This window comes from Streptococcus sp. 32226D021BW (genome assembly GCF_053545015.1).
Window position 1 is genome coordinate 1 of sequence record NZ_JBPPVC010000009.1, and the last position, 22,572, is coordinate 22,572.

General features: G+C 37.2%; 20 protein-coding genes and 3 tRNA genes. 4 read left to right on the forward strand and 19 right to left on the reverse strand.

Annotation, left to right across the window (positions count from 1 at the left end):
* Positions 1-456: 456 nt before the first annotated feature.
* The 17 genes from ftsH to ACEE44_RS06830 all read right to left on the reverse strand — a co-directional run bounded on the left by ftsH (position 457) and on the right by ACEE44_RS06830 (position 18,182).
* Positions 457-2,427 carry an ATP-dependent zinc metalloprotease FtsH gene (gene ftsH / locus ACEE44_RS06750; RefSeq protein WP_449171714.1) on the reverse strand — a complete coding sequence of 657 codons (1,971 nt, stop codon included), beginning with the start codon at positions 2,425-2,427 and terminating at the stop codon, positions 457-459.
* 21 nt (positions 2,428-2,448) lie between these two features.
* Complete coding sequence (gene hpt, locus ACEE44_RS06755; RefSeq protein WP_449171715.1) at positions 2,449-2,991, reverse strand: hypoxanthine phosphoribosyltransferase; 543 nt, start codon at positions 2,989-2,991, stop codon at positions 2,449-2,451.
* Positions 2,992-2,998: 7 nt separating this feature from the next.
* Positions 2,999-4,267 carry a tRNA lysidine(34) synthetase TilS gene (gene tilS / locus ACEE44_RS06760; protein WP_449171716.1) on the reverse strand — a complete coding sequence of 423 codons (1,269 nt, stop codon included), beginning with the start codon at positions 4,265-4,267 and terminating at the stop codon, positions 2,999-3,001.
* Positions 4,268-5,548, reverse strand: a complete 1,281-nt coding sequence (locus ACEE44_RS06765; RefSeq protein ID WP_449171717.1) for a serine hydrolase — start codon at positions 5,546-5,548, stop codon at positions 4,268-4,270.
* 12 nt (positions 5,549-5,560) lie between these two features.
* The gene (locus ACEE44_RS06770) at positions 5,561-5,674 is read right to left on the reverse strand and encodes an SP_0009 family protein (RefSeq protein ID WP_105118506.1); all 114 of its coding nucleotides are present in this window, start codon (positions 5,672-5,674) and stop codon (positions 5,561-5,563) included.
* The gene (locus ACEE44_RS06775) at positions 5,671-6,039 is read right to left on the reverse strand and encodes an FtsB family cell division protein (RefSeq protein WP_105118505.1); all 369 of its coding nucleotides are present in this window, start codon (positions 6,037-6,039) and stop codon (positions 5,671-5,673) included. Before ACEE44_RS06775 ends, ACEE44_RS06770 begins: the two co-directional genes overlap by 4 nt.
* A complete protein-coding gene (locus ACEE44_RS06780) occupies positions 6,026-6,298 on the reverse strand; it encodes an RNA-binding S4 domain-containing protein (RefSeq protein WP_105125501.1) in 273 nt (90 codons plus the stop codon). The genes ACEE44_RS06775 and ACEE44_RS06780 overlap by 14 nt, the downstream gene beginning before the upstream one ends.
* A gap of 50 nt (positions 6,299-6,348) precedes the next feature.
* Positions 6,349-9,843 carry a transcription-repair coupling factor gene (gene mfd / locus ACEE44_RS06785; protein WP_449171718.1) on the reverse strand — a complete coding sequence of 1,165 codons (3,495 nt, stop codon included), beginning with the start codon at positions 9,841-9,843 and terminating at the stop codon, positions 6,349-6,351.
* A complete protein-coding gene (pth, locus tag ACEE44_RS06790; RefSeq protein ID WP_449171719.1) occupies positions 9,843-10,412 on the reverse strand; it encodes an aminoacyl-tRNA hydrolase in 570 nt (189 codons plus the stop codon). The genes mfd and pth overlap by 1 nt, the downstream gene beginning before the upstream one ends.
* Positions 10,413-10,467: 55 nt before the next feature.
* Positions 10,468-11,583, reverse strand: coding sequence for a redox-regulated ATPase YchF (ychF, locus tag ACEE44_RS06795; RefSeq protein WP_449171720.1), 1,116 nt, complete (start codon positions 11,581-11,583; stop codon positions 10,468-10,470).
* 181 nt (positions 11,584-11,764) lie between these two features.
* A complete protein-coding gene (locus ACEE44_RS06800) occupies positions 11,765-12,550 on the reverse strand; it encodes a hypothetical protein (protein WP_449171721.1) in 786 nt (261 codons plus the stop codon).
* 51 nt (positions 12,551-12,601) lie between these two features.
* The gene (locus ACEE44_RS06805; RefSeq protein WP_449171722.1) at positions 12,602-12,946 is read right to left on the reverse strand and encodes a helix-turn-helix domain-containing protein; all 345 of its coding nucleotides are present in this window, start codon (positions 12,944-12,946) and stop codon (positions 12,602-12,604) included.
* A 103-nt stretch (positions 12,947-13,049) separates the two neighbouring features.
* Positions 13,050-13,253 carry a DUF951 domain-containing protein gene (locus tag ACEE44_RS06810; RefSeq protein ID WP_024387288.1) on the reverse strand — a complete coding sequence of 68 codons (204 nt, stop codon included), beginning with the start codon at positions 13,251-13,253 and terminating at the stop codon, positions 13,050-13,052.
* A gap of 69 nt (positions 13,254-13,322) precedes the next feature.
* Positions 13,323-14,459, reverse strand: a complete 1,137-nt coding sequence (gene dnaN, locus ACEE44_RS06815; RefSeq protein WP_172090574.1) for a DNA polymerase III subunit beta — start codon at positions 14,457-14,459, stop codon at positions 13,323-13,325.
* A gap of 153 nt (positions 14,460-14,612) precedes the next feature.
* Positions 14,613-15,980, reverse strand: coding sequence for a chromosomal replication initiator protein DnaA (gene dnaA, locus ACEE44_RS06820; RefSeq protein ID WP_449171723.1), 1,368 nt, complete (start codon positions 15,978-15,980; stop codon positions 14,613-14,615).
* A 202-nt stretch (positions 15,981-16,182) separates the two neighbouring features.
* Positions 16,183-16,941: a ParB/RepB/Spo0J family partition protein gene (locus tag ACEE44_RS06825; protein ID WP_105124974.1), complete on the reverse strand. Its 759-nt coding sequence runs from the start codon at positions 16,939-16,941 to the stop codon at positions 16,183-16,185.
* 65 nt (positions 16,942-17,006) lie between these two features.
* Positions 17,007-18,182 carry a S1C family serine protease gene (locus ACEE44_RS06830; protein WP_449171724.1) on the reverse strand — a complete coding sequence of 392 codons (1,176 nt, stop codon included), beginning with the start codon at positions 18,180-18,182 and terminating at the stop codon, positions 17,007-17,009.
* Between the two features lie 191 nt (positions 18,183-18,373).
* Here ACEE44_RS06830 and rlmH point away from each other — a divergent pair, with 191 nt between their 5' ends.
* A complete protein-coding gene (gene rlmH, locus ACEE44_RS06835; protein ID WP_449171725.1) occupies positions 18,374-18,853 on the forward strand; it encodes a 23S rRNA (pseudouridine(1915)-N(3))-methyltransferase RlmH in 480 nt (159 codons plus the stop codon).
* Positions 18,854-18,877: 24 nt separating this feature from the next.
* Entirely contained in the window at positions 18,878-19,552 is a 675-nt protein-coding gene (locus ACEE44_RS06840; protein ID WP_449171726.1) for a YoaK family protein, read from the forward strand.
* 7 nt (positions 19,553-19,559) lie between these two features.
* Here the strand turns inward: ACEE44_RS06840 and ACEE44_RS06845 are convergent.
* A tRNA-Arg gene (locus ACEE44_RS06845) sits at positions 19,560-19,633 on the reverse strand.
* Between the two features lie 114 nt (positions 19,634-19,747).
* On the opposite strand from ACEE44_RS06845, the gene ACEE44_RS06850 reads away from it, so the two are divergent.
* Together ACEE44_RS06850 and ACEE44_RS06855 are read left to right on the forward strand one after the other, a co-directional pair.
* Positions 19,748-19,819 (forward strand) — tRNA-Glu (locus ACEE44_RS06850).
* A gap of 5 nt (positions 19,820-19,824) precedes the next feature.
* Positions 19,825-19,897, forward strand: a tRNA-Asn gene (locus ACEE44_RS06855).
* 83 nt (positions 19,898-19,980) lie between these two features.
* Here ACEE44_RS06855 and ACEE44_RS06860 read toward each other — a convergent pair.
* Positions 19,981-22,560, reverse strand: coding sequence for a YfhO family protein (locus tag ACEE44_RS06860; RefSeq protein ID WP_449171727.1), 2,580 nt, complete (start codon positions 22,558-22,560; stop codon positions 19,981-19,983).
* Positions 22,561-22,572: the final 12 nt, after the last annotated feature.

A 22,572-nucleotide genomic window follows, 5' to 3' on the forward strand; every position in this document is an offset into this window, starting at 1 on the left:
CTGAGCCAGGATCAAACTCTCATAAAAAGTTTTGATTCAAACTCAAGCTATTGCTAGCTTTCCGTTTTATTGTTTTTGTTCATTGACGATCTATCCTTAGATAAATCACCCTGCACGTTTGGTTCGTCTTCTTTAATTTTCAAAGGTCTTGTTCGCCGCTCTCGCGACAACTATCTTAGTTTATCATTTCTTCAACTGATTGTCAACACTTTTTTGAAACTTTTTTAATTTCTTTTCTGTGGTGACTTGTCTTAGATTTGACAACTCAATTATTCTATCATCTTCACTTGACCTTGTCAACTACTTTTTGAAACTTTTTTTCAAACGGTTAACACTTTCTCTAAAAGACAACTTAATCAGTCTATCATCTTCATTTCCTCTTGTCAACTCTTTTTGTAGATTTTTTTATGAAATAATGAAAACTGATAACCTAAAAAGATTATCAGCTGTAATTTATTATTTTGTATCTATCTTCTCTTTTACTTCTTCATAAGAAAGAGGATGAACATCTTCGTCTTCATGTTCAATATTCTCTGGCATTTTGCCTGTTTCATAGAGAGATTTGATTTGAACACTGTCGAGAGTTTCATATTTAAGTAATGCTTCTGCGATTAGTTTATGTGTTTCACGATTAGACTGAATAATTTCAGCCGCCTTATTGCGAGCTTCATTTAGTAAATCACGGACTTCATTGTCTAATTCATAGGCAGTTTGTTCTGATATGTGTTTATGAGTTGTCTGACCACCAAACATAGCATGACTACCTTCATACTGCATTGGTCCCATTTTTTCACTCATACCATATTCAGCAACCATAGCACGCGCCATCTGTGTTGCTTGCTCAAAGTCATTTGAGGCACCGGTAGTTTGAGTATTAAAGATAATTTCTTCTGCTACACGACCACCCATAAGCCCAGCCAATTGCTCCTTCATATCTTCTTTTGAAAGTAGCATCTGATCTTCTTTCGGAAGGGCAATCATATATCCACCTGCACGACCGCGAGGTACAATGGTAACTTTATGAACTTCGCGAGCATTTGACAAAACAAGTCCAACAATCGTATGACCAGCTTCGTGATAGGCAACAATTTCACGCTCCTTAGCTGAAACTTGACGGTCTTTCTTAGATGGACCTGCAATAACACGATCTTCTGCTTCGTCAATATCTGAAGCATCAATGACAGTCTTGTTTCGACGTGCAGCTACAAGGGCTGCTTCGTTAAGAACATTCTCTAAATCTGCACCAACATATCCTGGTGTTTGTTGTGCTACTAATTTCAAATCTACATCTGCTGCTAGTGGTTTATTCTTCGCATGAACTTTTAGGATTGCTTCACGTCCTTTAACATCCGGACGACCAACCAATACTTTACGGTCAAAACGACCTGGACGAAGAAGGGCAGGGTCTAAAACATCACTACGGTTGGTTGCGGCAATGACAATAATCCCTTCATTCCCTTCAAAACCATCCATTTCAATCAAGAGTTGGTTGAGGGTTTGTTCACGTTCGTCGTTACCGCCACCCATTCCGACACCACGTTGGCGACCGACAGCATCAATTTCATCGATGAAAATAATAGCTGGTGCTGCTTTTTTGGCATCTTCAAAGAGTGAACGAACACGGCTGGCACCGACACCGACAAACATTTCTACGAAATCTGAACCAGAGATAGAGAAGAATGGCACACCTGCTTCGCCTGCTACAGCCTTGGCAAGCAAGGTTTTACCTGTTCCTGGAGGTCCCTCTAATAAGACACCTGCTGGAATACGGGCACCAAGCTTGGTAAAGCGTTTTGGATCTTTCAAAAACTCTACCACTTCTACCAGTTCTTGTTTTTCTTCTTCTGCACCTGCGACATCTGAGAAACGAACTTTGATATTGCTTTGCTCAAGAGCTTTTGCTTTGTTTCGTCCAAAGTTCATGGCACCTCGAGCTCCACCACCGCCTTGATTCATCATCATCATGAAGAATACACCAACGATAACAAGTGGCAACAAGTTAAAGATAATATTTAACCATAGCCCATTAGAACTTTCAGGCTTAATCGTTACCTTAACACCATTTTCATTTGCTAGGGTTTGTAATTCTGACAAGTTTGTTTCAGATGGAAGAATAAGCGATTTGAAGTTTTTATAGGTGACAGAATTTGAGACTTGGAATAACTTAATAGAAGAGGCAAGCTCATCCTTAGCAGTTTGTTCTGTCTTGTATTTACCAGTAATTTCAATAACGCTTGAATCTGGTTGATAGGTCAATTCTGACACATTGTTATTCTTAAGTTCAGTAATAACTTGTGAATAGCTAATTTCTTGAGTAGCAACCTGCTGACCTGCATTAAAGAACTGGAATGCTGTTAGGATAGTCGCAATAACTAGAATAATGAGAAAAGGATTTTTAATAAATCCTTTATTTGGTTGATTGTTCATAATATAGTAGGAAACCTTTTTCTATTTTGTATAAACTTCCTCTTTTAGTACACCAACATAAGGAAGGTTACGGTAGTTTTCATCGTAGTCTAATCCAAATCCAACTACAAATTCATTTGGAATAGTGAAACAAGTATAGTCTGGCTCAATCTCAACCACTCGACCTTCTGGTTTATCAAGGAGTGTAGCAATTTTGATAGATTCAGCTTGACGGAGAGCAAACAGCTCTTTTAGTTCTTTTAATGTACGACCAGTATCAATAATATCTTCAACAAAGATAATGTGGCGACCAGCAACACTATTGTCCAAATCCTTAATGATTTTAACAGTTCCGCTACTTTCTGTACCACCATGATAGCTTGAAACAACCATATAGTCCGTTTCAATATGTGCATCAATATGCTTCATCAATTCTGCCATGAATGGAATCGAACCTTTCAAAATTCCAACAAGAATAGGGTTCTTGTCCGCGTAGTCTCTTGCTAGAATTTGACCAAGTTCTTTGCACTTTGCAATAATTTCTTCTTCTGAAACAAGAATTTTCTTAATATCTTTGTCCAACATAGTTGTTCTACTCTTTCATTTTTATATATAAGGTAGCTTTGATTATATCATTTTTTATTGATTTACTCAAATCACTGCTAGCAAGATTGGCAATTCCATAAATTTCACCAGCTTGTTCAATGATAATAGCCTCTTGTCGAACTTTCTGCGGTATTTTATTGTCAATAAACCAACGACGGAGTTTTTTAGTGACGCCGTTTATTCGGATAGTATCTCCCGCCTGTCTTCCTCGTACTAGAATGGGTAGATGACTTGGAAAATGTAAAACCTGCTCTGCATCTTCCATTGGGTGATTGAGTGAGAAAATATACGAACCGTAAGAAAAAATACCTTCTGATTCTATCATGATTGGTTCTATTTGCTCATCCGTCTGAGGTCCTATTTTATCAATTGTGAAACTATGATAATCTTTTTCTAAAACATAATTATTTTTTAGTAGATGTTTATAATTCGCTTTTGATTGCAAAATATGAAGAACCTCGTCAAACTGGGAACGGGATAATTGTAAATCAGGAAAGCCTTCTAAATATTCCTCTAGTAAATACCTCTGGACTGCCTGTGTCTGTTGCCGAAAACTTGTCAAATCTGTAACAGACACATCTTTCGTCAAATCTCGTAAAGCCTGTAATAGATTTCTAGTATCAGTTGCAAGGTTATTGACAGCAAGCTCAATTTTAGGATTTTCCTGTTTGAATTGTGGTAAATAGGTATTTCTTACCCTATTTCTGAAATAGTTTAAACTTTGATTGCTAGCATCTTCGAAATGAAATACATTGTCAAAATCAGACTTTTTAAAAGACAAGAGTGGTCGAATGAGTTCTCCATTTGCAAAAGGCTGGATTGACTGAATAGCCGACAAGTGCCGCAAGCGGCTTCCCCTAATCAAACGCATTAAAACTGTTTCTGCTTGGTCATCAGCATGGTGAGCTGTGACGAGAGCGGTATATCCTTCCTGCTCCATGATGTCCGCAAAAAATGCATAACGCCATTTTCTAGCTGCTTCTTCTGAAAATCTTCCTTCAAAATGCGATAGATAGAAGGGAATTTTACATTCCTCTGCCAATTGCTTGAGATAGTTCTCCTCAAGAACGGCTTCCTCCCGTTGTCCATGATTTATATGGGCTATACCAAGTTCAATCCCTAGTTCTTTCCGGAATTCGTATAAGAGGTGAAACAAATTCAGGGAATCCAATCCACCTGACACGGCTACTAGTACTTTCTCATGTTTATCAAAAAAGTGACCATCCAGTGTCACTTTTAAAAATTTATTTTTCATTTACTTTAAAATCCCGTAAACATCATTTGCAATTTGTGTAATCTCATCATAGCTTGATTTATCCGTGAAAATAGATAGGACAAAAGGAGATTCTGCATAAACAATGGCTACATCGTGCTTGACATCATCCGCATCACCAATTTTGTGAGCAACCGGAACAGCAATGTCTTTTGAAATACGTTGGTTATCAAACTGTGTTGATACAAGACTTTCTAAAACATAGCCTTCTTGTTCATACAAGGCTTCCATCATTTTTCCAGCAACTTCTGCTGTGGTTTCACGTGTAACCATATCCCACTTACTACCTGTAATAGCAGTAATATTCTGGTAGAAGTCGTCATAAAACTGATGTGTCACATAGTAAGAAAGTAAATTGCTGGCTACATTATCCGACTCTTTAGCAGTCTTGTTGATCAATTCTTCTACCGAGTATTCTTTATTGTCTGGTGTTTTAGATAAAGACCCACTACCGCCAACAACATAGGCACCTGGAAAGGACATAGAATCTGCCGTGTACTTCACTTTAGTCGTCAAATCAACCTGTCCTGCATTGATTTGCTCCTGAACATAGTAAAGAATAGGTAGTTTAGCAATACTAGCAGAATAAAATACCTTATCTTGATTAAGACCTACTGACTGACCAGTTGAAAGTTGCTTAACATATATTCCTATGTTGTTTTTAGAATATTTCTGAATGAGCAATTGTTGAACTGCTTCCATCCTATTATCAAGAAGCGATAATTCATCCATGGCAATCCACCCCTTGTCCACGACGTAAGCAAAATCACCCATAGGAGTTGTAGCAATTTTAGAAACATTGACAGCTTGATAGGACTTCAAATCTGTTTTTACTTCCTTAGCTTGATTTGCTATCGGAGAAGATAGAAGTGTAAGATTTTTATTGGTCCAATAGGTCTGTTCAACAAGTTTTTCTGTCAAAACGACATCATCAAATAGTTTATTAGTGTCTGCCAGAATGTAGGAGGTATTATCAACCTGAAAAACCAACTCTTTTTTAGAGTTCACAGTTACATCTGTAATCGAAAAAGCTTGATTGGGTTTCAACTGACCTACTACTTCTGTCAATTCTAGGTCAGAATAAAGATTTTCAACTTGAAACACATTTGGATTTTGAGGGATAGTCTGAAAATACTGATCATATACAGTCTGTGTCAATTCATATTCTTCTTGCGCTGTGAGTTTAAACGGTATTTCTGTACTATCAACCACCTGCCATCCAAATAAAACTGGCAATAACCATACGAGCAGTTTCTTTTGCATACTCCCTCCTTTCTATAAATCCTTTTCGTCTAATTTTAATTCCTGATTTTTTTGGGATAACTCTTCCAACTTCTCTTCAGAATGTTGTAAAAATTGTTCCACGACTTTAAAAATAGAATCTGTCATTTTGGTAGCCCCGGAATATTATAGACAAATTCCCCTTCTTTAGAGTATTGATACTTAGCCCGAACATACTTGGCAGCATAGTCCTCATTCTTTAATTTGGTGACCATTTCAGCTACTTGTTTTTGTTCTTTTGTCAACTCAGCATAGTTTTTTTCCAATTCAGCAAGCTTTTTTTCCTGCTTCTGAATATCTGTATAGGTCACCACAAGATTATAGGCTGGCAACATAAATAGAAAAATAACCAGAATCAAAATAGCAGCCATAAAACGATTTTTCTCTTGTCGCTCTGCCAGTTTATGTTGAGATTTTGTGCGTTCTGATTGAATAAAGGCATTATTCAATTGCAGGATTTTAGATTTTCTCATCCGCGTCTATCCTTTTTTCACTAATGATTTCATACATCTTCAGTGCATCTTCTTTTTTTGTAGAATCTTTCATTTCAAGGACCTTCACAGTTAGCAACTTATTGCCGAATTGGATTTCAACCTGATCATCAACTTTTAAATCTGTTGAAGACTTGGCCAGAATACCATTGACTTTAATCCGTCCCTTGTCTGCAACTTCTTTTGCAACCGTTCTGCGCTTGATAATGCGAGATACTTTTAAATATTTATCTAATCTCATACCTTTACCTCAACTACATATTTTACCATTATTTTATTTAATTGAAAAATTTATTCTGCTTTTCTGTTTTTAATTTCTTGTAGTTTTTCAGCAAAAGCAAGCAATTCTTCTAAAATCTCATAGTCTTTTTTCTGCTGAACATTAAAAATAACTGCCAGTTTGCCTTTATTTTCCGTTATTTGAGCCTTTAATTTAGTCGCTGATAAGGCTTCAAAATAATCTTGGGTAAGGAAAATTTGACCAGCTACAGGTTCGAATGTAACCGTTACTTGGTGTTGTCGTTTCATAACTGAGTGACAGAACACTTGATCAAGATAGGACTTAAGCAGACCAATTTCCAGCAAGTAAGCAACTACATCTGGGTATTCTCCAAAGCGATCAATCAATTCTTCCTGTAGATCTTGATAGTTTACACGACTGTCAATATTCTTGATACGCTTGTAAATTTCAATTTTTTGCCGTTGATCAGCAATATAGTCACTTGGTAGGTAGGCATCAATCTGTAAATGAACCTCAGAGTTACTTTTCTGACGTTGGGCTGCCTTCCCTTGTTTTTCCAAAATTGCTTGTTCTAAGAGTTGAGAGTAGAGTTCATAACCAACTGAATCGATAAATCCTGACTGAGCAGCACCTAAAATATTTCCAGCACCCCGAATGGACAAATCTTGCATGGCGATTTTGAAACCGGAACCTAATTCTGTAAAGCCCTTTATAGCCTCCAATCGTTTTTCAGCTACTTCTGTCAAGGACTTGTCTGGACGGTACATAAGGTAGGCATAGGCGATTCGACTAGAACGGCCAACACGCCCCCGAAGTTGATACAAAGTTGACAATCCCATGTGGTCCGCATTTTCTATAAATAAGGTATTTGCATTTGGAATATCGACACCAGTTTCAATAATCGTTGTTGTCACTAAGATATCGTATTCCCCTTCAACAAAAGCATACAGAGTGTTTTCAAGTTGAATTTCCGACATTTGTCCATGAACATAACCGATGCTTGCTTCTGGGACCAATTCTTTCAATTCTGAAACTTTTTGTTCTATAGTGTCAACCTTATTGTAAAGATAGTAAACCTGTCCACCTCGATCAATTTCACGGAGAATAGCATCTCGAATAACGGAAGAATTTGTTTCCATGACATAGGTTTGAACAGGATAGCGATTAGTCGGCGGTGTTTCTATGACTGACAAATCTCGAATACCTAGCATGGACATTTGTAATGTTCGAGGAATTGGAGTTGCTGTCAAGGTCAGGACATCTATTTTTTTCTTGAGTTCCTTCAAACGTTCCTTGTGCTTGACTCCAAAGCGTTGCTCTTCGTCAATGACCAGTAAACCTAAATCAGCAAACACAACATCTTTAGATAATAGCCTATGAGTACCAATGATGATGTCAACTTGACCTTTTTTCAGCTTTTCTAGCGTTTTTTCTTGCTCTGTTTTTGTTTTAAAACGACTCAAGACATCGACATTGACAGGAAATTCAGCAAATCGTTCCTGGAAATTAGCATAGTGTTGTTGGGCTAAAACTGTTGTTGGAACAAGGATAGCTACCTGTTTGCCATCATTGACAGCCTTGAAGGCCGCCCGCATGGCTACCTCTGTCTTACCAAAACCGACATCCCCAACCAAAAGACGATCCATTGGAGAATCTTTCTCCATATCCTTCTTGATTTCATCAATAGAACGGAGTTGATCATCTGTTTCAACGTGTGTAAAGTAGTTGTCAAATTCCACCTGATTATCATCGTCTGGCGAAAAAGCAAAACCTTTCAGTTGGCTACGCTCAGCGTAAAGCTTGATCAAATCATCCGCAATGTCCTCTACCTGCTTCTGAACCCTTTGTTTGGTTCGTTGGAAACGGCCATCGTTTAATTTATTGACTTTTGGCGCTTTTCCATCGGATGCAAGATATTTAGAAAGTAAATCAATCTGCTCTACTGGAATGGAGATGCGATCTGCATTTTGATATTGAACCGTTACATAGTCACGGTGGATGCCTGAGATTTCAATGGTTTCTATCCCTAAATATTGGCCAATCCCATGGACATGGTGAACAACGTAGTCACCGACAGCTAGTTCACTATAATCCTTAATGCGCTCAGCGTTGGAAATATTTGTTCGACGGACCTTGCGTTTGATCTTTTTATTAAAAATCTCTTTCTCAGTAATAAGAACTAGCTTCTCATCCATCAGATGAAAGCCAGAAGCTAACTGACCAATGATCACTTGTTGTTGTCCTTCTACTAATTTATCTGAAGTATGGGTAGGAAGTTGGATGTCATACTCTTGTAAAGATTTCTGTAAAGTCTGTAAACTTGCTTCAGAACTTGCTTGAATAATAACTGTATGTTTGGATTTTTTATATCGAGCTAGTTCTTCTTTCAATAGAGGAATTTGATGGAAAAATTCCTGCATAGGATGCTGGGTAAATTGATGAAGAGCATCAAATTTTACATTTCCTAATCCCTTTTGAAAACTTGAAAAGAAGGTGGCTGGTTTGTATTTTCTCAATTCAGCATAAGTTGAGGTAAAATAATTCAAACTTGACACTGATTTCCCCTTCTGTAAATCATCTGTCAACAAGTCTGCAATTTCTTTTTCAAATTGAGCCTGCTTATCAGCGATTTTATGGAAATCATCCAAAAATAAGGGAGAACCCTTTGGCAAATAATCCAACAAGGTCCAGGTTTGTTCATAGATACAGGACAAGAATTTACGCAAATCTGGATGCCGGTACTCCGTCTGCATGTCCGCTAAAACTTCTCGTAAGTAAGATTCTTGCTCCTCTAGGGTCGATTGGTCAATAGCTGTCTGAATGTATTGGCTAGCTCTGTTATAGTCTTCGGAAGACAAAATGATGTCGGAAGCTGAAGAGATGGATATACTTTCAAGATTTTCTAAGGATTTTTGACTGTCAACATCAAAGATACGAATACCATCAATCTCATCTCCAAAAAATTCTATTCGATAAGGAGCTTCTGCTTGCATGTCAAAAATATCTAGAATATCACCTCGTTGGCTAAATTCTCCCTGAGTTAAGACACGAGCTACCTTTTTATATCCGATATTGACAAGTTTCTTTATAAGATTGTCAACTTCTATTTCTTTACCAACTTCCAGTCGGATGTTAGAAGCTTTAAAAACCTCTGGATTTGGTAACAATATCCGACAGGCAGCTATACTGGCAACTAGGATACCTGAACTAGTAGCATCTGTTAAAAAGTTTAAACTGTCAATCCTTGACTGAGTTCGTTCTTTTGATGCAAAGACAAATTCCGCAATTGGACTATCATCTGTAAAGAAGTTGTAAACGTGCTCATTTCCAATAATGGCTGTTAAATCTGCAACTAGTTTCTCTGCTTCATTTTGAGTAGCAGTCACAATCATTATTTTCTCAGCCATACTATCATAGGCTGTCGCCATTACCAATGACTTACTAGTTCCGGATAATCCTAAAAGTAACTGACGAGTTGATTTATTCAATCCTGACTGCCATTGATTGATTTGCTTGTTCTTATGAAGTAAATCGAGTATATTCATTATCCGTTAAACTTTCTCATAATGGTATCAAAGTCATCTTCTTCTAGATATACATTGACAGCCTTGTCAAGTTTATCTAAAGCCAAGTCAATTTCGATACGGTCTTCTGTGTCAAATCCTGATAGGACATGGTTTACAACGCTCATTTTTCCTTTTGGACGACCTATACCAATCTTAATACGGTCAAATTCCTGCGTTCCAATATGCTTGACAATGGATTTTATCCCATTGTGGCCTCCTGCTGATCCTTTTTGACGGAAACGGATTTTCCCAACTGCCATGTCCAAATCATCATAAGCCACCAGAATATCAGTCTCATCCAATCCATAATAGGCCATCAAGGCATGAACAGCCTTACCTGATTCATTCATGAAAGTCGTTGGCTTGACCAAGTAAATTTTTTCACCGTCAATAAAGGTTGTGGCAATATCTGCTTGGAAAATCTTATCGTGACTAAAGGTCACATTTTCACGTTTGGCAATCTTATCCAGCAACATAAAGCCAACGTTATGTTTTGTTTCATAATAACGGTCTCCGGGATTTCCCAGACCGATGATCAATCGTGTCATTTTTTTCTCCTTACATACCAAAAGGCTGGAAAATACTTTCCAACCTAATTTTCTATTAGACGTTAAAGCGGAACTCCATGATATCCCCATCTTGAACCACGTACTCTTTTCCTTCTTCACGAAGGCGTCCTGCTTCTTTAACAGCCTTCTCAGAGCCGTAGGTCATTAAATCATCGTAGGACATGGTAACGGCACGGATAAAGCCTTTTTCGAAGTCTGAGTGGATGATGCCAGCACACTGAGGAGCTTTCATGCCACGCTTGAAGGTCCAAGCACGCACTTCTTTTTCCCCTGCGGTAAAGTAAGTTCCAAGTCCAAGCAAGTGGTAGGCTGCACGGGTCAACTTGTCCACACCAGATTCTGTCAAACCAAGGGCTTCTAAAAATTCAACCTTGTCTTCATCGTCCAACTCTGAGATTTCCTCTTCTGCACGCGCAGAAATGACCACTACTTCTGCATTTTCTGTTGCTGCAAAGTCACGGATTTGCTGAACATAACTGATAGAGTCAGGATCTGCTACCTTGTCTTCATCGACGTTGGCAACATAGAGGACTGGTTTAGTGGTCAAGAGGAAGAGTTGCTTAACGATTTTTTGTTCTTCATCTGTGAAGTCAACTGTACGGGCAGATTTTCCATCTTCCAAGACAGGCTTGACTTTTTCAAGGACTGCAAATTCTGCGACAGAATCCTTGTCTTTTTGCGTACGAGCCATTTTTTCTACACGCGCATAACGCTTGTTGATGCTCTCTAGGTCCGCCAAAATCAATTCTAGGTTGATGGTATCAATATCAGCGATTGGATCCACAAAGGCGTCTTCACGTCCTTGTTCACGCATGACATTTTCATCATCAAAGGCACGCACCACGTGGACAATGGCATCAACCTCACGAATATTGGCCAAGAATTTGTTACCAAGTCCTTCGCCTTTTGATGCGCCCTTGACAATACCTGCAATATCTGTAAATTCAAAGGTTGTTGGGACGGTCTTTTTTGGTGTAATCAACTCTGTCAACTTCTGCAAACGCTCATCAGGCACTTCTACCATGCCGACGTTTGGATCAATAGTCGCGAAAGGGTAATTTGCAGCTTCTGCTCCTGCCTTGGTAATTGCATTAAATAGGGTTGATTTACCAACGTTTGGCAAACCGACGATTCCTGCTGTTAAAGCCATGTTTTTTACTCTCCAATTAAAAATTCAATCATGACTATTATAGCAGAAATTAGAGGAAAAAGGCGATATGACGGAGCGAAATTAGAAAATTTTATTTATGAAAATACAATGAAAATATGACTACGTTATTTATCATGATAAGACTGATGACAAAGTTATAAAGTTATAATCATCCATACTACTATAAGTTGTCATCGATTTTTTTGACACCTAATAAATCAATGATTTTTTCCCATTTTTCCAGTATCAGTTTTGTCGCTGTCAAGTGACCATAATCCTCTAATAAGCATTGAATAAAATAATGACAATCACGTTGATTAAGCCTCACCTCTTTTTCTTCAGACAGCCGTTTTAATTCACGCCTTACTTTTTGGTAAATTGTCCGATTTCCTTCTTGAATACCCAAAAAATTTTCATTTATCAATAGCAATAAATCTGTTGATATAAGTCTCATGATTACCTTATCTTTTTTAGATATTTTTTTAGTTTTTTTCTTAACTGGACGAGTTTTTTTCTTTACCAATTTCCAATTCCAACCTTGCTTTTTACTGAAATAGTACAAGGTAAACCAGATTAGAAAAATACAAATTTCCAGCAATAGAATTGCAGAACCTTCATGCAGAGGTATCGTCCAAATAGTTCCCGTTATAAATCTAACTGGACCAAATCGTCTCTTACCAAAAATTCCCACGGTCACGTGCATAACCAGAATCATCCCTGATGTCCAAGTGTTAATGTTGAAATATTCATACCAAAAGGACATCCTATCCTTGTCTAGACTTATAATATTAAACCAGAATGTGAGAATAGGGATACTAATATTCAAATAGAGTGGAGCGAAAAAATTTCTATTATCTGCTATAGGGTAAAGTAAGTAAAATACCCCTAAGAAAGTGCTAATTAAAATAAGTAAATTTAAAATATAGTTAAAAATTGACTTGCTAAATTTCTTTTTTTGATTTTTCATATAGTATAGTCTATCAAAAAATCCTGCCAAATGACATGATTGTAAGATTTATCAAAATTTCTGCAAAATTCTCATCGCTGCAGCAAATAAGCCAAAGGCTATTATCATGATTGGGATAAGAACCCACCAATAATTAGCAAGAAACTCCCAAACATTCATTTTTCCTCGTTGTTCCACCACAATTTCCTTCTCAGGTTCTTTTCCTAAAACCAGATAATCCAGACTGACACCAAAGATTTCTGCCAGCTGGACCAGTTTGTCAATGTCTGGCGTTGCTTCGCCATTTTCCCACTTGGAAACAGCCTGACGGGAAATATAGAGCTTCTCTGCTAAGTCATCCTGAGACAAATTTTGACCAGTACGTAACTTTTTGATTTGTTGGGCCAACTGATTCATGATCATTTCCTCCTCTTTTTTCTAAGTCTATTATAGCTTAGAAAGGAACAGTTGACTAGCAATTTTTAGGAAAAAATCGCAACCAGCAGTTGCAAACTGTCAACTAGGCTTCACTCGGCAGAACTTGTTTCATTTTTCGTTCAAAATCATGCCGGCTCATCATAACGACATGGTCACAATTACTGCAGCGGATTTTAATATCCGCTCCTAGTCGGATAACCTCCCACTTATTTGCCTTCTTGCCGGTCGATTTGATGACACAGGCATGGGGCTTTTTCATTTCGACAAAGGTTCCTAATTGGTACATAGACACTCCTTTAGTTCTATTTCTTTCAGTATAACATAAAAACGGCTAAGCTAGCCGTTTATGTTGGAATTAGTTGGTTCGAACTGGTGTCACCAATTGAATGAGGTCATCCCCTTCGCTATTTGGTACCACTGTAAATGGACGAACAGAGGAGATAAAGCTAATTTTGACCTGCTCACTATTGGTAGCCTTCAAGGCTTCAATCAAGTAAGTCGGGTTAAAACTAATTACCAAGTCTTCACCAGTCACTTCTAAGGTATCCAATTCTTCGTTTACACGTCCAACTTCTGGTGAGTTTACATGAGCTGTGACAATATTGTTAGCAATCTCAAGTTTTACTGTACCATTCTGAGTTGCATTTGACAGAAGACGGGCACGTTCCATTGAATGACGGAGATTAGCTGTGTCAAAGACAGCAACTGTTTTGAATTCCGTTGGAATCAGGCGATCCGTATCTGGATAGGTTCCTTCAAGTAAACGTGTATAGAAGCTAATATGCTCACTTCTGAAAAGAATTTGATTGTTTGAGAAGAATACTTCCACAGTTTCAATATCATCTGTAAAAACAACTGTAAATTCGCGAAGAGAACGGCTTGGAATTACCACGTTAAAATCATCACCTGCTTTTTCAAGAACCAATTTACGTTGGCTCATGCGGTGTGAATCTGTCGCAACTGTTTTTAGATTTTTATTATCTGTCAAGACAAAGTGAACACCTGTTAGGATTGGGCGACTTTCTTGCAAGGAAGCTGCAAAAGCTGTTTCGTTGATGGTTTGTTTAAGTACTTTCGTTTCTAGGACCAGAGGTTTTGAAGTTGGCACTTCTTGCAGACGAGGATACTGTTCCGCATCTTTACCTTTCAAAGTAATTTCAGACTTACCACTTGTTAGTACAACTTGCTTTTGCTCGATTTCATTAAAATCAACTACGACATCAGGTAGGCTAGATACAATATTGATAAAGAAGCCTGCTTCTAAAAGAATAGCGCCAGGTGAGCTTATCAACAGACCTGCATTTTCATCCTGGATAGAAATAAAATGTTCGATAGAAATCTGTCCATTAGAACCTGTTAAAGTAATTCCATCACTAGTAACCGTGATTTTAACAGTTGAAAGAATTGGAATAGCATTTTTTGTGCTGATTGCCCGTTTTGTTGTATTCAGTGCTTGGAGAAATACATTTTTGTTAATTGAAAATTGAATCATGGAAACTCCTTTATTTATTATTTATAAGGTTAGTAGTAGTAGTAGGCCCTGTGTATTCTGTGGAAAAGTAGGTCAAAGCCATAACTTTCAAGAAAAATAGCTTGTTCACAACTTGTGGAAAAGTAGATGGATTTTTTAAAACTTATACACAGGTCATCGAATTTTATTTTTGATACTGGTTATTTCGATTTCCAAATTATCATCATCCATTAGCAAACTTTTAATCTTGTTATAGGCATGCATGACTGTCGTATGGTCACGATTACCAAATTCTCTACCAATTTTTGGTAAAGAGTTGTCTGTCATTTCTCGGGCTAAAAACATAGCAACCTGGCGCGCGTGAACAATGTGTTGGACACGTTTAGAGCCCTTTATTTCTTTGAGGCTAACTCCATAGAAATTTCCAACTTCTGTTTGGATTTTTTCAATCGGAATGACCATGTTTTGAGGGTTTGTTTGCTTCCTAGAACGAATGGCTTCAGCAGCTACTTCTACTGTTATCTCAGACAGATTTCGCATGGTAGCAAGTAGGTTAATATCTTTCAATGCTCCCTCAAGATCACGGACGTTGGAATCAAATTGACCTGCTAAGTAGGACAGGGTATCATTAGTGAAATCATAAGGGAAGGCCTCGCATTTATTGCGTAAAATAGCAATACGTGTTTCAAAGTCAGGAGGTGTGATTTCACTCGTTAAGCCCCACTTAAAACGAGTGACTAATCGTTCTTCAAGATTGTCTAGATAGTCGGGATTTCTATCACTTGTCAGGACTATTTGTTTATTTTTTTGATGGAGTGCATTGAAAGTATGGAAAAATTCTTCTTGCGTGGTTTCTTTTTTCTGAATGGATTGGATATCATCAATGAGGAGCAGGTCAAGATTACGATAGGTTTCTTTGAACTGCTTCATTTTATTTAATCGCATGTGTTCCAATAACTCATTGATAAAAGTTTCTGATGAAACATATTTGATTTTTGCATGAGGATTATCAGCCAGGACCTTATTACCGATTGCATTTAGAATATGAGTTTTCCCTAAACCTGGTCCACCAAAGATAAATAGTGGATTATAGAGCTCTCCTAAGTTATCAGAAACAGCTAGTGCAGCCGCTTTTGCCCAATGATTGTTATCTCCTTGAACAAAGTTTGAAAAGGTATATTGGGATTTTATATCAGAATGAACAGGCTGTAGTACTCCCTCTGCTATATCAGTTATAGAAGACGGGGGGGAAGGGCTGTATGTTGTTCTAGTAGTAGAAACTACTTCAGTCACTTCTTCTGTAAATTGGTAGTGAGTAGTGAGCGGTTCACCGAAAATTTCAAAACTAGCCGCAATCATTAGCTCCTCAAAGTTTGTTTCCCAGAAATCTTTTTTAAATGGGCGATTTAAGAAGATGGTGGCTACTTGCTGTTCTAGGTTTAGTAATCTTGCATCTGCAACGTAAAAATCATAAATGGAAGCTTTGAAACTTGCTTGGACTAGTTCAATAAATCGTTGCCAGAATTGTTGTTCTTTATTCATATTTTCCTCCTCTCATTTTCTATTGGCTAGAATAGTGTACCATAAAAAGTAAAAGTTTTCCACAGATAATTTTTAAAATCCACAATGTTCATAAAAGTTTTCCACAGGATGTGAATAAAAGCTAGAACCTGTGTAAATTCTAGCTTTCTTTGTCTTTTTAATTGTGGAAAAAAGTGTTTATGAAAATATTCTATAAACAGGCTTATTTTAAATTGTTGATAATTCGCTCAAATTCTTCAAGGCTATTAAAGCTGATTCGAATTTCTCCATTGCCATTTTTTTTCTGAAGAATTTTTGTGGAGGTTCCTAGAAGTTGATTGAGAATGTTTTCTTGTTCTTTTAGAAATTGATTTTTTGGTTGTGTCTTTATTTTTTTCTTCTTGGATAGAATTTTTTCAAGAGCCCGCACACTTAGATCTTTTTCGATGATTTCCTGAACCCAAGTAGCTTGCTTTACTTCTGAAAATGCAACTAACTGACGCGCGTGGCCTTGTGAAATTTTTCCTTCTTTTATTGCTTGCTGTGTTTCTTTGGAAAGATTTAATAAACGTAGTAAGTTACTGATATAAGGTCTTGATTTTCCCATGATTTGAGCAATTTCATCATGCTTCAATCCCTTGCTGAGTAGTTTTTGATAGGATGTTGCTTCTTCGATAGGATTTAAATCTGAACGCTGTAAATTTTCAATGATTGCTTGATAGAGCAAATCATCATCACTCAATTCTTTGACGATAGCGGGAATTGCTGTTAATCCAGCTAATTGACTAGCTCTCCATCTTCTCTCACCTGCTAATAGTTCATAACCAATAATGGACGACTTTCTTACAATGATTGGTTGGATCAATCCGTTTTCTTTTATAGACTGAGCTAATTCTTCTAGCTTATTTTGGTCAAAATGTATTCTTGGTTGGTAAGGATTTGGCTGGATATCTGAAATATTGATAGTACGTAGTTCTTCCATAATGTTCATTTTAGCAAAAAAAAACAGACTTTACAATCATGTAAAGTCTAGTTTAGATACTACTATTATTGAAGTTGTTCGGTAGAGTGTGTCAACTTGATGTCAACAGTTTCTTTCTTATTGTTTCTATAATAGGTGATGCTTATGCTATCTCCAATTTGGTGCTTATAAAGCGCACTCTGTAGATCACTTTTATTTTCGATGACATCCCCGTCAATTTCAGTAATAACATCATAGGTTTCAAATTTTCCATCTGCTGGCAGGCCTGCTTGTGTAGAAACAACGATAACACCAGATGTTAAGTCAGTATTGGAAAGTCCTGCTTTTTCAAGTTGACTAGTTGACAAATCTGTCAAGTTAACCATGTGAACACCCAGAGCAGGTCGACTGACCTTACCATCTGTTTCTAGTTGATTGATAATGGCCACCGCATCGTTGGAAGGAATTGCAAATCCCATACCTTCAACTGTAACACCAGAACTAGTCAAAGAACTAGAGGAAATTTTGCTAGAAGTAATTCCGATCACTTGACCTTGAATATTGATGAGTGGTCCACCAGAGTTACCTGGGTTAATAGCTGTATCTGTTTGAATAGCATTGGTTGAAATGGTTTGCCCATCTTCAGACTGAGAGGTGACAGTACGACTGAGGCTGGAGATAATCCCCTGTGTGACGGTATTTGCGTAAACACTCCCTAGAGGACTACCGATTGCAATAGCTGTTTCACCAACCTTAATGGTGTCTGAGTCCGCAAATTCAGCTACTGCTGTCACCTTTTCTGCAGTTATTTTGATAACAGCTATGTCAGAGTAGGTGTCAGCACCCACTAATTCCCCAGCTACTTTCTCTCCAGAAGCTAGAAGGATATCAATTTTTTCAGCATTATTGATTACGTGGGTATTGGTTACGATATAGGCATTATTACCGTCTTTCTTATATATAACCCCAGATCCCTCGCCTGCTACTGCTAATTCGTCGGAACTAGAAATATTTCCAAAAATCGCACTCAAGCTATTACTTGCTGCAGTTTGATAGTTAATAACGGAAACCACAGCGTTCTGTACTTTTTCGACAGCCGTGGTTGTCGATGTTTCATTATCATATTGAACATTGCTGATACTGGTAATGGCAGAGCTTGCTTGCTGAACTTGTGGTTGAAAGATGGATGTTGTCAATGCACCGGCTAATCCGCCCACAAAGCCAACTACAAATAGAATAGCGAATTTCAAATATTTTTTCATATAGAGGATCCTTTTCCTTTCTTACATTTTCCTTAAGATTACTCTTGCTTTCTTAATTATAGCTTAAAGTTTTCAAAAATCAATCCACAACCTGTGGATAACTTTGTGAATAATGTGAATTTGCTTTGAAATTCTGAGATTTTTTCAGATTATTTACTAGCAGAAACCTGTGGATATGTTACAATATTTTTATGAAAATAAAATTGATAACCGTTGGAAAATTGAAAGAAAAATACCTTAAAGATGGTATTGCCGAATATAGTAAACGTTTAGGTCGTTTTACAAAGTTGGAACTGATTGAACTGGCCGACGAGAAGACGCCAGATAAGGCTAGTCAGGCAGAAAATGAGCAGATATTGAAAAAGGAAGCTGAGCGAATTATAGCTAAAATTGGTGAACGAGATTATGTCATCGCTCTAGCCATTGAAGGAAAACAGTTTCCTTCTGAAGAGTTTAGTAAGAAACTAGCTGACATTACAGTGAGTGGCTATTCTGATATTACTTTTATTATCGGTGGCAGTCTTGGCTTGGATCCACAAGTGAAAAAAAGAGCCAATTTACTGATGAGTTTTGGACAATTGACCCTCCCTCACCAACTAATGAAATTGGTTCTTATCGAGCAAATTTATCGCGCCTTTATGATTCAACAAGGCAGTCCCTACCATAAATAGTTTCACGTGAAACAAGGAGTTAGAATGAAGCAGAAAGATTATCGTGTTTTTGAAGGCTTGCGGGTAGCTTGTTGCTTGACCTTTATTAGTGGCTATCTCAATGCTTTTACCTACGTGACCCAAGGTGGTCGTTTTGCTGGTGTACAATCTGGCAATGTGATTTCTCTTGCCTATTATATGACCAAGGGGGATTTTGTTCAGGTACTTAATTTTTGTGTCCCTATTTTATTTTTTGTTATTGGACAATTTTTTACCTATTTAGCTAGAAAATATTTTGAAAAACAATCTTGGTCCTGGCACTTTGGTAGTAGCTTGATCATGCTGATTTGCATTCTTTTGACAATTTTTCTATCTCCCATGATGCCTGCTTCTTTCACCATCGCTAGTTTGGCTTTTGTAGCCTCTATCCAGGTGGAGACCTTTAGAAGGTTGAGAGGTGCTCCCTATGCCAATGTCATGATGACTGGAAATGTGAAGAATGCGGCTTATCTTTGGTTTAAAGGTATGATTGAACGGGATGCAGAGCTGAAAAAGACAGGAAGAAATATTTTACTTACGATTATTGGTTTTATGCTCGGTGTTATAAGTGCAACGCAGCTATCCTTTCAGTTTAAAGAATATGCTTTAATCGGTATTCTCCTACCAGTCCTCTATATCAACTATCAATTATGGCAAGAAAAAAGACCTATCTCACGATAGGCCAAGATGATTCCAGCAGGATTCGAACCTGCGACCGTTCGCTTAGAAGGCGAATGCTCTATCCAGCTGAGCTATGGAACCCTAACTATTCAATTGTACATTAAACGATTAACTCTGTCAATAGTGCAAAAATTTTAAAAAAAGTATTGACAAAAAATTATCGGTGTATTATACTAGTTATTGTTCTGAAAAAATGGTCCGTTGGTCAAGGGGTTAAGACACCGCCTTTTCACGGCGGTAACACGGGTTCGAATCCCGTACGGACTATTCTTTCCGCCATAGCTCAGTCGGTAGAGCGCATGACTGTTAATCATGATGTCACAGGTTCGAGCCCTGTTGGCGGAGTAAATAAAGACTAGGAAGCCTTGAGAAATCAAGGTTTTATTTTTTAAAAATTTATAGTAAATGAAAACCTCTCAGTAATCTATCTATACTGGGAGGTTTTTATTGTACTTATTTCGAAAGATTTGGTAGCTAATAAACATGCCAAGGGCGGAGAATGAGATTATTAAACCTAGGTAAAAACCTTGAGGTGTAAAGGTAAGAATTACTTGTGATTGCCCAGGCTTGACATCAACTTTCATAAAACCACTTTGCGCTTTTTGAATACTTACTGGTTCCCCATCAATTGTTGCAGACCATCCTTTATCGTAGGGTAGGGTTAAAAGAAGCGAAGCTTCATTTTCTGTTTCAAAGTCAATAGTGACCGTGTTTCCTTCAGTTTTTGTAACAATATTTTTTTCTTTTAGTATAGTTACAGCATTTTGGAATGCAATTAGATCTAGACGGTAGAATTGAGGTTTATCGAAGGAAACTTGATTATTTTCAGGGAAGTGAATGTCAACCTTTACTACCTGTTCTTCAGGGAAATCACCAACATTAAAGAATGAAAAAGCATTATCTAATGTAAACTCGGTTGACTGATTGTTGACAGAGATGACAACTTTCTTATGGTTCTCATTTGAGAAAGTTATTTTTGGTAAATTAAGATAGACTTGACTATTTGCAGGTACTGTTAATGCATAACTAACTTTAGCACTCGTTTCCTCATTTGCTTTATTAACGGTGATACGATTTCCTAATTCAGTCGCATATTGAGATGAAGTGATTGGAATGCTGTAGTAATATTTATGGTTTACACCAGATAGCTGATTTAGGAAATTTGTTTGATTATCAAGTGTGAGGTTTGTAAACTTTACATCCTTGTAAACTTGATTGGTGAGAATAGCCAGACCTTGATTAAAACTATTTTCATACAAGTTCATTTTATCACCACTTTGATAAAGTGAGAAACCAAATTTATTTGGATCAAGAGTTGCTAGATTGTATTTTATGCCAAATAGACTATCAGCAATGATGGTATTATTTTGATAGCGGAGGTTAAGATTAGTCCCATCTGAACGGAAACCTAATTTATCAAGGACAGAGCCAGAAGATCTATTGCGAATAGAAGAGAATTGAGAAATACCATTGTAGTTGTACTTCATACTATCATTGCCCGTTTGTGGTAACAATCTTTCAGTTCGATAGAAAGCAGTATTATCAGATTTTGCTGACTTGACAAGCTTGTCAATATCTGTCAATTTTTCTTCATAGTTTGAACGACTTGGAAAATGCCATTCCTCAGATAATCCCTGTACTTGATAGTGAGTATGGATACCGATTTCAAATAAGCCAAAGAATAGGAAAGTAGTAGCAATCCATTTAGCAGATAGCTTTCGATGAAAAAGGAGCCAAAATAGGACAATGTAAAGAATTAGAAATTCAACTGTCAATAAAAAGTTTACATCTTGTAAGAATTCATAGTTCTGCTTAAATAGATAAGTTAGTAGAAAACCTAGTAATATAACCGAGATGCTTCTATAGATGCTTTTAATAGAAACTTGCTTTAATCGTATAATTGTTTCTGCAGCTAGGTAGATAAGGATGGTAGATAGGACCCAAGAATAGCGGTATAAAAACATATTCGGAGCATGCATCCCCTGCCAAAATAAGTTGAGTGGTTGGAGGTAGAAACTAGCAATGACAATACTGATTAGTAGACCGTATGAACATTTTATTGTCCACCTTACCTCTTTTATGGTAAAGAATAGTATTGTGAAAATGAGTGGCAGTAATCCTACATAAATCATAGGGATGGAGCCAAATTTTGTTGTGTCAAAACTACCGACTAAATTTTTTGCAAAGAAGTCAAAATACCAGGAGTCTTCCGTTTTTAGATTGACAATCTTTGTAAAGGTTTCGCCGTGCGTTTTCAAATCTAGATAGGTAGGAAGTAGCATAAACATACTACTTAGTGCTGATAAAATTGATACAACTGTAAAGTTTATGAATATTTTTATCCTGTTTTTTTCTAACCAAGATAATTGAACAAGTGCCCACAGTGCTAGAAAAATAGCAGCCATATAGCCAAAGTAGTAGTTTTGAACAAACAAACATGTCAAAGCTAGATAATAGATAATCTGATTTTTTCCTTCTATCAATCGGTGTAAACCAAGTAGGATAATAGGAATGAGGATGAAGACATCTAGCCAGCTATTGATTTCTAATTGACTGGTAGAAAAACTCATCAATGAGTAGGAAGTAGAAAGAAGAAGCGTCCAGGAAGGTTCAAGTTTTTTATGTATCCCTTTCAAGCTAAAATAGGTTGACAAACCTATCAATCCAAACTTGACAATAGTGACAAGATAGAGTGCGTCTGGCATGGATTGTAAATCAAAGAAGAACACAATAGGTGATAGAAAGGAACCTAGATAGTAAGAGGATAAGGCATAGAAATTTAGACCTAATCCACTTGTAAAGGTATAAAAAAGAGAACCATCACCGTGTAAAGTATTGCGTAACGTTTGATTAAAAATGACATATTGATGGAAGCCATCGCTAGCCAAAATGGTTGTATCACTTCCCCACCAAATGCCTTGAAAAGCTAGGACAAGGGAAATAATTCCTAGAGGAATCAAAAAAGATAGGAGGTAATAGGTCGATTTTTTTGTAAATATTTTTCTCATATATTTAAAAGA

Excerpts from the sequence above, each read along its gene's own strand:
- ychF (WP_449171720.1), bottom strand. The coding sequence starts at position 11,583 with ATGGCTTTAACAGCAGGAATCGTCGGTTTGCCAAACGTTGGTAAATCA.
- ACEE44_RS06810 (WP_024387288.1), bottom strand. The coding sequence starts at position 13,253 with ATGTACCAATTAGGAACCTTTGTCGAAATGAAAAAGCCCCATGCCTGT.
- rlmH (WP_449171725.1), top strand. The coding sequence starts at position 18,374 with ATGAAAATAAAATTGATAACCGTTGGAAAATTGAAAGAAAAATACCTT.
- dnaN (WP_172090574.1), bottom strand. The coding sequence starts at position 14,459 with ATGATTCAATTTTCAATTAACAAAAATGTATTTCTCCAAGCACTGAAT.
- ACEE44_RS06805 (WP_449171722.1), bottom strand. The coding sequence starts at position 12,946 with ATGAATCAGTTGGCCCAACAAATCAAAAAGTTACGTACTGGTCAAAAT.
- ACEE44_RS06775 (WP_105118505.1), bottom strand. The coding sequence starts at position 6,039 with ATGAGAAAATCTAAAATCCTGCAATTGAATAATGCCTTTATTCAATCA.
- hpt (WP_449171715.1), bottom strand. The coding sequence starts at position 2,991 with ATGTTGGACAAAGATATTAAGAAAATTCTTGTTTCAGAAGAAGAAATT.
- pth (WP_449171719.1), bottom strand. The coding sequence starts at position 10,412 with ATGACACGATTGATCATCGGTCTGGGAAATCCCGGAGACCGTTATTAT.
- ACEE44_RS06825 (WP_105124974.1), bottom strand. The coding sequence starts at position 16,941 with ATGGAAGAACTACGTACTATCAATATTTCAGATATCCAGCCAAATCCT.
- ACEE44_RS06830 (WP_449171724.1), bottom strand. The coding sequence starts at position 18,182 with ATGAAAAAATATTTGAAATTCGCTATTCTATTTGTAGTTGGCTTTGTG.
- ACEE44_RS06780 (WP_105125501.1), bottom strand. The coding sequence starts at position 6,298 with ATGAGATTAGATAAATATTTAAAAGTATCTCGCATTATCAAGCGCAGA.
- mfd (WP_449171718.1), bottom strand. The coding sequence starts at position 9,843 with ATGAATATACTCGATTTACTTCATAAGAACAAGCAAATCAATCAATGG.
- ftsH (WP_449171714.1), bottom strand. The coding sequence starts at position 2,427 with ATGAACAATCAACCAAATAAAGGATTTATTAAAAATCCTTTTCTCATT.
- tilS (WP_449171716.1), bottom strand. The coding sequence starts at position 4,267 with ATGAAAAATAAATTTTTAAAAGTGACACTGGATGGTCACTTTTTTGAT.
- ACEE44_RS06800 (WP_449171721.1), bottom strand. The coding sequence starts at position 12,550 with ATGAAAAATCAAAAAAAGAAATTTAGCAAGTCAATTTTTAACTATATT.
- ACEE44_RS06860 (WP_449171727.1), bottom strand. The coding sequence starts at position 22,560 with ATGAGAAAAATATTTACAAAAAAATCGACCTATTACCTCCTATCTTTT.
- ACEE44_RS06765 (WP_449171717.1), bottom strand. The coding sequence starts at position 5,548 with ATGCAAAAGAAACTGCTCGTATGGTTATTGCCAGTTTTATTTGGATGG.
- ACEE44_RS06840 (WP_449171726.1), top strand. The coding sequence starts at position 18,878 with ATGAAGCAGAAAGATTATCGTGTTTTTGAAGGCTTGCGGGTAGCTTGT.
- ACEE44_RS06770 (WP_105118506.1), bottom strand. The coding sequence starts at position 5,674 with ATGACAGATTCTATTTTTAAAGTCGTGGAACAATTTTTACAACATTCT.
- dnaA (WP_449171723.1), bottom strand. The coding sequence starts at position 15,980 with ATGAATAAAGAACAACAATTCTGGCAACGATTTATTGAACTAGTCCAA.